This is a genomic window from Enterobacter cloacae complex sp. P38RS, assembly GCF_014930775.1.
Taxonomy (GTDB): Bacteria; Pseudomonadota; Gammaproteobacteria; order Enterobacterales; family Enterobacteriaceae; genus Enterobacter; species Enterobacter bugandensis.
This window is the reverse complement of the sequence record NZ_JADBRS010000002.1, coordinates 493281-503428: the sequence shown is the minus strand read 5'-3', so window position 1 is coordinate 503428 and position 10148 is coordinate 493281. Positions and strand designations below refer to the sequence as shown.

Genomic DNA, 10148 nt, shown 5'->3' with positions numbered 1-10148 from the left:
CGGAAACGGGTGAGCATTTCCGGATTCTTACACAGCCACTGGATCGGTCAACCGATCCTTAACTGATCGGCATTACAACCTGGGTTGCCGTTTTGCATTTACCTACGCTACATGATTCGCCGCGATATCCAGCAGCGCCATCTCTTCGCTGTTCAGCAGCTTTTCGATGTTCACCAGAATCAGCATACGCTCGCCGAGCGCCCCCAGGCCGGTCAGGTATTCGGTCGACAGCGTGACCGCAAACTCCGGCGCAGGACGAATCTGGTCAGAGGTCAGGGAAAGCACGTCAGATACGCCATCCACCACGATACCCACCACGCGCTGTCCCAGGTTGAGGACGATCACCACGGTATTGTCGTTGTAGTCAACGTCGCCCTGGCTGAACTTCACGCGCAGATCCACGATGGGCACAATCACGCCGCGCAGGTTGGTGACGCCTTTAATAAACGCAGGCGTGTTAGCGATGCGGGTAACCTGGTCGTAACCACGAATTTCCTGCACTTTCAGGATATCGATGCCGTACTCCTCATCGCCCAAAGTGAATACCAGGAACTCCTGCCCTGATGGCTCGCCCGCCAGTTTCGTTACATTACTCATACCGGTCATGTTATTACCTTCTACTTAATCAGGCGGCTGTGTACGCCACACGTTGTTCACGATTTAATCCCTGAAGCGCCGACACGTCGACGATCAGCGCTACGCTACCATCCCCCAGAATGGTGGCAGCAGAAATACCCGGCACCTTGCGGTAGTTGCTTTCGAGGTTCTTCACCACCACCTGGTGCTGACCAATCAGCTGATCGACCAGCAGCGCGTAGCGACGGCCCGCGCTTTGCAGGATCACCACGATACCCTGCGTGGCCTCGGTCTTCGCCCCGTCCACTTCAAACACTTTCCACAGCTCGACCAGCGGCAGGTACTCACCGCGCACTTCGAGGACGCGCTCGCCGCCCGCCAGCGGATGCAGATCTTCTTCACGCGGCTGGAGGGATTCCATCACCGCGTTCAGCGGCAGAATGAAGACTTCGTCCGCGACTTTGACCGACATGCCGTCGAGGATCGCCAGCGTCAGCGGGAGCAGGATGCGGATGGTGGTGCCGGAGCCCTGTTTAGACTGGATCTCAACGTGGCCGCCCATCTCCTGAATGTTACGTTTCACCACGTCCATGCCGACGCCGCGTCCGGAAACGTCCGTCACCTGCTCGGCGGTCGAGAAGCCCGGCGCGAAGATCAGCATGCCCACTTCTTCGTCGGTCATGTTTTCATTCACCGCCATCCCCTGTGAAATGGCTTTCGCCAGGATGCGCTCGCGGTTAAGGCCCGCGCCGTCGTCGGTCACTTCGATGCAGATGTTCCCGCCCTGATGTTCCGCAGAGAGGATGAGATTCCCGACTGGAGATTTCCCGGCGGCAATGCGGTTTTCCGGCAGTTCAATACCGTGGTCGAGGCTGTTACGCACCAGGTGCGTTAACGGGTCGATGATGCGCTCGATCAGGCTCTTATCCAGCTCCGTAGAGCTGCCCATCAGGGTCAGTTCAATCTGCTTATTCAGCTTGCTGGCAAGGTCGCGCACCAGGCGCGGGAAGCGGCTGAAGACATATTCCATCGGCATCATGCGGATGGACATGACCGATTCCTGCAGGTCGCGGGCATTACGCTGAAGCTGGCCCATGCTGGTGATCAGATCGCCGTGCGTGACCGGGTCGAGTTCGTTAGAACGCTGCGCCAGCATGGACTGGGTGATCACCAGTTCGCCAACCAGGTTAATCAGCTGGTCAACCTTCTCAACGGCAACGCGAATGCTGGTGGACTCACTGGAGCGCGCGGCAGGTTTTTCACCACGGCCAGGCACCGCGGCCTCTTTTGGCACCGCCTTCAGCACCGGGGCCGCTGGGGCCACAGCCGGTGCGGCGGCCTGGGCAACGACAGCAACCTCTTCTTCTGCAGCCGGAGCTGCTACCGCGGCGGCTTCCGTTTCGAAGGCGATCTGGTCGGCTTCAATGACAAAGCACAGCACCGCCACGATATCGTCCTGACTGATACCGTCATCGAGGGTCGCTGCGAGGCTGTCTTTGCCTTTCACTACGTTACTTAATTTCGCCAGGTTACCCAGCTCTTCTTCCAGCAGGTTAACTTCGCTCTCTTTCAGGCGTGACAGCACAACGCGCAGCTTGCCCGCTTGCGCGGCGGCTGGCGCGGCCTCTTCAGCAGCAGCCGCATCGACAACGCTCAGCTTTGCCACAGGGACAACGGCTGCAGCGACCTCACCTTTTGCTTCCAGGGCGAGCTGGCGCAGCGCATTGCAGATGTATTCAAAGCTGGCGGCATCAGGCTCTGCCGAACTTTTATAGGCGTCGAGCTGTTCCTGCATAATATCTTTGGTTTCCAAAAACAGGTTGATAATGTCGGTATTGAGCTGCATCTCACCGCGTCGTGCTTCATCAAGCAGGTTTTCCATTAAATGGGTCGTTTCCTGCAGGATGGTAAATCCAAACGTTCCGGCTCCGCCTTTAATAGAATGCGCCGCGCGGAAGATGGCATTGAGCTGCTCGGAGTCCGGTGCTTCGGGCACCAGATCGAGCAAATGTTGCTCCATATCCGCCAACAGTTCGTCGGCTTCATCGAAGAATGTCTGGTAAAAATCGCTAATATCCATGCTCACGCTATCACCTCGGATTGGCTGGTGGCGATGTTGGAACGGCAGCCGCAGGGACGGCCCCAGGCTGTTTTAAATCGTCCAGTGACTCATTCTGACTTTCGGCGTTTTCGTGCAGGATGGCCTGCTCCGCCTGCTGGTTCAGCACTAAAAGACTGATACGACGGTTGATGGCGTCATCCGGCCCGCGGTCGGAGACCCGCATGGTTGCTGCCATGCCGACCACGCGCAGTACCTTGCCATCATCAAGCCCACCTGCCACCAGCTCGCGACGCGAGGCGTTGGCACGATCGGCAGAAAGCTCCCAGTTGCTGTATCCCTTCTCCCCACTGGCGTACGGGAAGTCATCCGTGTGGCCCGACAGGCTGATTCGGTTAGGAATGCCGTTCAGCACCGGCGCAATGGCGCGTAAAATATCGCGCATGTACGGCTCAACTTCCGCACTCCCGGTTTTAAACATCGGGCGGTTCTGGCTGTCGATAATCTGAATACGCAGCCCTTCCTGGACCAGATCGATTTTCAGGTGCGGCCGCAGCGCGCGCAGTTTAGGATCTGCTTCAATCAGCTGGTCGAGATCGCCACGCAGTTTTTTCAGACGCGCCTGCTCCATCTTGCGTTTCAACTCGTCGATGTTCGGCTCTTTTTTCACCTCACCCTTCTGCTGGGTGTAATCATCGCCGCCGCCAGGGATCGGGCTTTCGCTGTTAGAGATACGCGGCCCACCGGTCACCGCCGTCGCCAGCGGGGTACGGAAATATTCGGCAATCTGGATAAGCTCCTTCGGGCTGGAGATCGAGATCAGCCACATCACCAGAAAGAACGCCATCATAGCGGTCATAAAGTCGGCGTACGCGATTTTCCAGGAGCCGTGGGAACCGTGCCCGCCGCCCTTGTGCTTGCGTTTTTTGACAATGACGATCGGATGGGACTGGTTTTTCATGCGTCCTCAGTTGTCGTCTGTTGGTTTGGGTTTTTCACCGCGCGCACGTGTTCTTCAAGCTCGATAAACGACGGACGCTCGCTGGAGTAAAGCGTTTTACGGCCAAATTCAACCGCGATCGGTGGCGCGTAACCGTTGAGGTTAGAGAGCAGCGTGATCTTCACGCACTGCATCATTTTGGTGGTTTCCGCGCTTTTCTGGCGCAGCACGCTTGCCAGCGGAGAGATAAAACCATAAGCCAGCAAAATACCGAGGAAGGTGCCCACCATCGCATGGGCAATCAGCGCGCCCAGTTCAGCCGCCGGGCGGTCCGCCGAGGCCAGGGCGTGTACCACCCCCATGACCGCCGCCACGATACCAAACGCCGGAAGGGAGTCGCCCACCAGCGCCAGGCTGTTGGCCGGCACTTCAGATTCGCTTTCGTGGGTTTCGATCTCTTCGTCCATCAGCGCTTCAATTTCGAAGGTATTCATATTGCCGCTGATGATGAGACGCAGGTAATCGACGATGAAATCCAGCATCATGGCGTCCGCCAGAATGCGCGGATAGCTGGCAAAAATTTCGCTCTCTTTCGGGTTTTCGATATCCCGTTCAAGCGAGAACATCCCCTGCTGACGCGACTTCGCCATCAGGCGATAGAGCAGCGCCAGCAGATCCATATACATGCTTTTGGTGTATTTCGAGCGACGGAACAGCAATGGAATTGCTTTCAACGTGCCCTTGATCGATTTACCGTTGTTGCCAACGATAAAAGCCCCTACCCCTGCGCCGCCGATGATAATAAGTTCAGCCGGTTGATAGAGTGCTCCAAGGTGCCCGCCGGTCATCATGTAACCGCCGAAAACTGTACCGAGAACTACCAGGTAACCTAATAAGATAAGCACGACATCATCCTTCCGCTAGTGACTATGGCAAGGACGTCCAGCTCGCAGCGTTTACCGTTTGCGGGGTAAAAAAAAGCAGCGGTAATGACTTACCGCTGCTGGAATCTTGCCCACACGTTCGGGTTAAACAGCTTGTTCGATCTGTTCATCCAGCAGTTGTGGAATAATATCGGCAGCATCCCGGGAAAGTTTACGTCTTTTTACTGCCCGGGACGGCGGCTGACATAAACTACAGGCGAAGCTGCCTGCAGGCTGATGAGCATGGGTAATAAAATTGCCGTCGCAACAATTGCAGCGCGACAGTTCAAGCATTCCGCTCTCAACAAAACGCACCAGCGTCCATGCGCGGGTCAGCGCCAGCAGAGGGCCTTCTTCCTGCTGTGGGCATTGTTCAAGGTAAAGTTTGTACGCTTTGATCACGGCGTCTACGCCGCTACACAAACCGGTTTTGAGAAGATACTGCCAGGCATTACAGAACATGGAAGCGTGGATGTTCTGCTCCCAGGTCATAAACCAGTCCGTAGAAAACGGCAGCATGCCTTTCGGCGGGGGACTACCGCGTAACTCTTTATACAGTTTGATGAGGCGACCACGGCTCAGCTGAGTCTCGCTTTCCAGCATTTGTAAACGAGCACCCAGCGTAATCAGCTCCATGGCCAGCTGTATGTCACGCGCTTCCTGAACAATGCTTTTTTCGCTCATTGCTAGGCCCTTTTCTTACGGGCTGCGTCATCAGGCTGACTGATGTCGCTAAGCAAGCGAGTGGAGAGCAGGATACCGGTATGGATCTGTTGCAGATCGTCCACGCGGGATTCCTGCGTCAGACGCGTTATCGTCTGCGGATTATCAAAACGGAACTGGCACACCAGTTGATTCGTTTCCGCCAGTTTTACCATCTGCGGGAGGGTTAATCCACCCAGCATGGTTGCCATTTCTTCGTTAATACCCAGACGAAACATCGCGGACGCTTTGTCCTGACTAATTAAACGCTGCGCGAGCAGTAAATATGACAAATTGATGTCATAGATATGTTTTAGCAACTCGGATGTATGCATTGTTCCCATCCCGAATAACCAACTATTATTTTTATGCGGAAAGACCGCACCCCGTGATGTCGCCGGGAAATCACCCGGTATAAAAAAGAAAAGGCTAAATGCATAGTTGAATCTAGGTTTGTATTCATCCAAACGCGTAAGGGATGCAACGCGGTTACATCTCTTACAGGTTTTATCATTTCTTACAAATAACTAAGATTTTTCCTAATTCGACGCAAACTCTACTCGCCAGATTTGACACATACAATGCAGCCACCCTCAAATTTAAAAAAAATGTGATCCGCGTCACACAATTTAAGTGAATGTTACCCATAAATCCATCAGTATGACTTCTAATTTGCTCATTTTTTAAGCAATCAGCACTGTTTTGTATTCTTAATCGACGAATACTCATGCATACGCGTGAGAATAAGTGGCACGCAATGTGCTTTTACCCGTGCGTGCGGTATCAGCAATCGTTTACATCGCGTATGCGTCAGGGACACATTTTGATTACTTCGATAAAACATACAGTTATGCATTTCTGGCAAAAAAATTGTTTCATTGCGTGATCATTCGAAATGCGTTTATAACTTGTTAGAACGATTTAATAGTGAAAGCGAGGATTTGTGTGACTTACGTTAAGTTGTTAATTTTTTTCATTTAGGCGCATTTATCAGTTATTCTTCTTATAAGAATAATTAATGAATAATTATGATAAGCTTCACACTAATGTCGTATTCAAGTCTTGCGAAACCAGGAAATTCGCGGTAATGGTGATGAAACGCTGTCTGTCAGGCATCTAAGGAGTGCGCCATGAGTTACTCCCATCTTCTTGTTTCTGTTGCCGTTTCCCCCGAAAGCCACCAGCTTGTCGCCCGGGCCGTTTCCATCGCCCGGCCGCATAATGCGCGCATCAGCCTCATTACCCTCGCGGCCGAGCCCGAGATGTACAATCAACTGGCGGCCCCGATGCTGGAAGATATTCGTGAGGTTTTGCAGGAGGAAACGCAGCAGTTTCTGCGAGAGCTTGTCGAAAAAGCAGAGTACCCCATTGATCAAACCGTTATTGCGACGGGGGAACTGAATGCCCATATTCTTGATATGTGCCGCAAGCAGAATATTGATTTAGTGATTTGCGGGAACCATAACCACAGCTTTATATCGAGGGCTACCTGCGCGGCAAAATCTATTATTGCCTCAAGCCAGGTTGACGTGCTGTTAGTGCCGCTTGGGGGGGCTTAACCCCCCCAGAGGAATATCAGGCGAGTTTAGGGAAGGTCGCGATCTTTTTTTGCAGATCGCCTTCGTGACTTTGCGGGGCTATTTCGCGTAGATCCTGAATAAAACGCGCCTGCCAGTGATTTATATCGTTATTCCGGATCGTCTCCATCATTTCGGCATGGCGGGAAATTCGCTCCGTCAGCGGCATGGTCAGCGCGCGGTTGAGGGCATTTGCCACATCATCCCGATCGTAAGGGTTAACGAGCAGAGCTGAGGTCAGTTCGTTCGCTGCCCCGGCAAACTGGGAAAGCACCAGCACGCCCGGATCCGCCGGGTCCTGAGCCGCCACATACTCTTTTGCCACCAGGTTCATCCCGTCACGCAGCGGCGTAACCAGGCCAACGTCGGCGTAGCGGAAGACCTTCATCAGGATCTTACGGTCAAAATGCTGATTCAGATAAAAGAGCGGCGTCCAGCCCAGTTGGCCGTAGCGCCCGTTAATGCGCCCCGCTTCGGTCTCCAGCTGATGACGAATATCCTGATAGGCCTGCACTTCCCCGCGCGACGTTGGCGCGATCTGGGTATAGCGGATTTTACCGTGGTGCTGAGGGTATTTATCCAGCAGTGTTTCATACGCCAGGAAGCGTTCCGGCAACCCTTTGGAATAATCCAGACGCTCTACCGAGAAGATATTCTTCACGTGCTTGAGTTCATTCTTAAGCTGGGCCAGCTTCGGCGGCAGCGGGCCCGAGGCCTGTTCCGCAATTTCGTCGGGTTCAATACCAATCGGATAGACCTCGGTGTGGAAGGTTTTTCCCCACGCCGTATGGGTTTTGCCGCCGTTGGTTACCAGGCGCGTTTTGCCTGACACGGAGTCCAGGAACGCGAGACGGTCATTTTCGGTCTGGAAGCCCAGCAGGTCATAATCACACAGCGCCTCCAGCAGTTCTTCATGCGGCGGCAGCGCGGTGAAAATTTCCGGCGTCGGGAACGGAATGTGCAGGAAGAAGCCAATTCGGTTATTGACTCCCCTTTTACGCAGCTCTCTGGCGAAGGGGAGCAGATGATAATCGTGGATCCATAAAATATCGTCTTCCTCAATTAAAGGCAGCAGTTTATCCGCCAGCAGCGCATTCACCCGCGAGTAGCCCTCGAAGGATTCACGCTGGAATTTCACCAGGTCAAGACGATAGTGAAACGCAGGCCACAGGACCGCGTTGGAGAACTGCGAGTAATACTCGTCATAGTCTTTCTCTTTGAGCGCAAATGATGCCCACGTAATGTTCCCGCGCGTTACCTTTTTAAGCGGTTTCTCTTGTTCATTGATTTCACCGCTCCAGCCAAACCACAGCCCGCCAGCAGCTTTTAAGGCACCTAATACCCCTACCGCCAGGCCACCTGCACTGGCTTTTTTATCATCAGGCGGTGCAATTCGGTTAGAGACGACGACTAAGCGACCCATAATGGTTTCCCCCTTTGTTTTGCGCTATTTGTTGTTGTTGCTGGTTAGCGATATCAGAAATCCACTGCCAGACGGCCTCGACATTCGCCAGACGCCACTCTGCGACAGTGTCACCAGGCCCTACCTTGACGGCGATCCCTCCGGCCTGTTTCACCACGCGAAAACCGGCCTCATCGGTCAGGTCATCGCCAAAAAATACCGGTGTACGTCCCTTAAATGGCGGTTCCGCCATAAACGCCGCAATAGCGGCTCCCTTATTGATGCCCTCAGGTTTTATCTCAACGACGCACTTCCCCGGCTGCAGCGCGAGCTGCGGATGTGCATCGGCCACGCTGCGGGCAATCGCAAAGATCGCCGCTTCGTGATGCGGAGCCTGCCGATAGTGCAAGGCGAACGCCATGCCTTTCGCTTCCAGTTCCGTGCCCGGGAGCGACGCCAGCGCAGAGGAGAGTTCAGTATGTAACGCCTGAATTAAGGTATCGGGGAGTGATACAACATGCAGTTGATCATGGATATCGCGGCGCTCCGCTCCGTGTACACCGGCCAGCGGAAAGTGGTAAGGACTGGCGAGCACGTCCAGCTCGGCCATTGAGCGCCCTGAAATCAATGCCAATGCGCCCTCGTTCAGTCGAGAGAGCTGCTGCAAATTCTCTAGCACCGTATCCGGTACGACCACGTCGTCAGGATGCGGCTGGATCCCGGCGAGCGTCCCGTCGAGGTCAAAAAAGAAAGCATATTTTCCGGGCAGTACAGGCGGTGCGGTTAACAAGTCAGCCACCCTAATCCTCCTTACGGTTTACGAGAGGTAAACGCCTTTACCTCTTTCATAGCCATGTAAGTATAGACAGTGTGATGGGCCTCGCCATTTGACAACCGCCCCGCCAGCAAAACTGGCGAGGCGGTTCAGAGGTCAACTATGGTTATTAGTTGAGCAATAAAAAGTCAGCGCTGGGGTTACACGGTACGCTTCGCTTTTTGCTTGTAACGGTCGAAAATCACGGCTGCCAGCAGGATCAGGCCGCGCACGACGTACTGAGAGAACGGCGAAATATTCAACAGGTTCATGGCGTTTTCCACCGTGCCCAAAATCAGGATACCGGCCACCACATATGAGATTTTTCCGATGCCTCCTTTAAGGGAAACGCCCCCTAAAACGCACGCCGAGATGACGATCAGCTCATAACCGATAGAAGTCATTGGCTGGCCGCTGGTCATACGCGACGCCAGAATAATCCCCGCCGCGGCGGAGACCAGCCCGGAGAGCACGAAGATAATAATCTTGGTGCGTACAACCGGCACCCCTGCCAGACGAGCCGCTTCTTCATTGCCGCCGATCGCCAGCGTATTACGGCCAAAGGTGGTGCGGTTCAGCAGGAAGCCGAACAGGATCAGGCAGGCCACGGTGAGCCAGATAGGCGCAGGCAGGCCCAGCCAGTTGGCGTAGCCCAGCGTAAAGAAGCGCTCGTCTTCAATCCCTACCGCTTTACCGTCGGAGATGATATAGGCCAGACCGCGGACTATCTGCATCGTTGCAAGCGTGGTAATCAGGGCATTAATCTTCAGGCGTGCGATAACAAAACCGTTCACCAGACCGCTGATCACGCCGAGCAACAGACCGGCAAAAACGCCAATCCACAGGCTTTCCGTCATGTTGATCACCACCGCCGTGGTGACGCCCGCGCAGGCGATAACCGAGGCCACCGACAGGTCGAAATCACCGGAGGCCAGACAGAAGAGCATGCCGCAGGCCACCATGCCGGACATGGAAATCGCCAGTCCCAGCCCTTTCATATTAATGAAGGTGGCAAAATTAGGGACGAAGATTGCACAGGCGATGAAGAGTGCGGCAAAGACCACCAGCATGCCGTACTGATCCCAGATGCGTCCAAAACTAAAAGCCGACTTCGGCGCTCCGGATGTAGTAACAGAGGACATCATTAACTCCTTA

Annotated in this window: 10 protein-coding genes; 1 reads left to right on the top strand and 9 read right to left on the bottom strand. The window is 54.3% G+C overall.

The window, feature by feature from the left end:
• Positions 1-102 precede the first annotated feature (102 nt).
• The 6 genes from cheW to flhD form a co-directional block, all read right to left on the bottom strand.
• Complete coding sequence (gene cheW / locus IM303_RS05825; RefSeq protein ID WP_014884351.1) at positions 103-606, bottom strand: chemotaxis protein CheW; 504 nt, start codon at positions 604-606, stop codon at positions 103-105.
• A 19-nt stretch (positions 607-625) separates the two neighbouring features.
• Positions 626-2662 (bottom strand): chemotaxis protein CheA, encoded by a 2037-nt coding sequence (cheA, locus tag IM303_RS05820; protein ID WP_049001185.1) that lies wholly within the window; start codon positions 2660-2662, stop codon positions 626-628.
• 4 nt (positions 2663-2666) lie between these two features.
• Positions 2667-3596, bottom strand: a complete 930-nt coding sequence (motB, locus tag IM303_RS05815) for a flagellar motor protein MotB (RefSeq protein WP_028013653.1) — start codon at positions 3594-3596, stop codon at positions 2667-2669.
• On the bottom strand, positions 3593-4480 hold the full coding sequence (gene motA / locus IM303_RS05810) for a flagellar motor stator protein MotA (RefSeq protein WP_008500417.1): 888 nt from the start codon (positions 4478-4480) through the stop codon (positions 3593-3595). The genes motB and motA overlap by 4 nt, the downstream gene beginning before the upstream one ends.
• A 123-nt stretch (positions 4481-4603) precedes the next feature.
• On the bottom strand, positions 4604-5182 hold the full coding sequence (gene flhC, locus IM303_RS05805) for a flagellar transcriptional regulator FlhC (RefSeq protein WP_013096051.1): 579 nt from the start codon (positions 5180-5182) through the stop codon (positions 4604-4606).
• 2 nt (positions 5183-5184) lie between these two features.
• Positions 5185-5535, bottom strand: coding sequence for a flagellar transcriptional regulator FlhD (gene flhD / locus IM303_RS05800; protein WP_028013654.1), 351 nt, complete (start codon positions 5533-5535; stop codon positions 5185-5187).
• 795 nt (positions 5536-6330) lie between these two features.
• Between flhD and uspC the strand changes: the two genes are divergently transcribed.
• Entirely contained in the window at positions 6331-6759 is a 429-nt protein-coding gene (gene uspC / locus IM303_RS05795; RefSeq protein WP_028013655.1) for a universal stress protein UspC, read from the top strand.
• Positions 6760-6775: 16 nt separating this feature from the next.
• On the opposite strand, the gene otsA is transcribed toward uspC, so the two are convergent.
• From otsA to araH, 3 genes are all read right to left on the bottom strand, one after another.
• Complete coding sequence (gene otsA / locus IM303_RS05790; RefSeq protein WP_028013656.1) at positions 6776-8200, bottom strand: alpha,alpha-trehalose-phosphate synthase; 1425 nt, start codon at positions 8198-8200, stop codon at positions 6776-6778.
• Positions 8175-8978, bottom strand: coding sequence for a trehalose-phosphatase (otsB, locus tag IM303_RS05785; protein WP_028013657.1), 804 nt, complete (start codon positions 8976-8978; stop codon positions 8175-8177). Before otsB ends, otsA begins: the two co-directional genes overlap by 26 nt.
• 176 nt (positions 8979-9154) lie before the next feature.
• On the bottom strand, positions 9155-10135 hold the full coding sequence (araH, locus tag IM303_RS05780) for an arabinose ABC transporter permease AraH (protein ID WP_032644894.1): 981 nt from the start codon (positions 10133-10135) through the stop codon (positions 9155-9157).
• Positions 10136-10148: the final 13 nt, after the last annotated feature.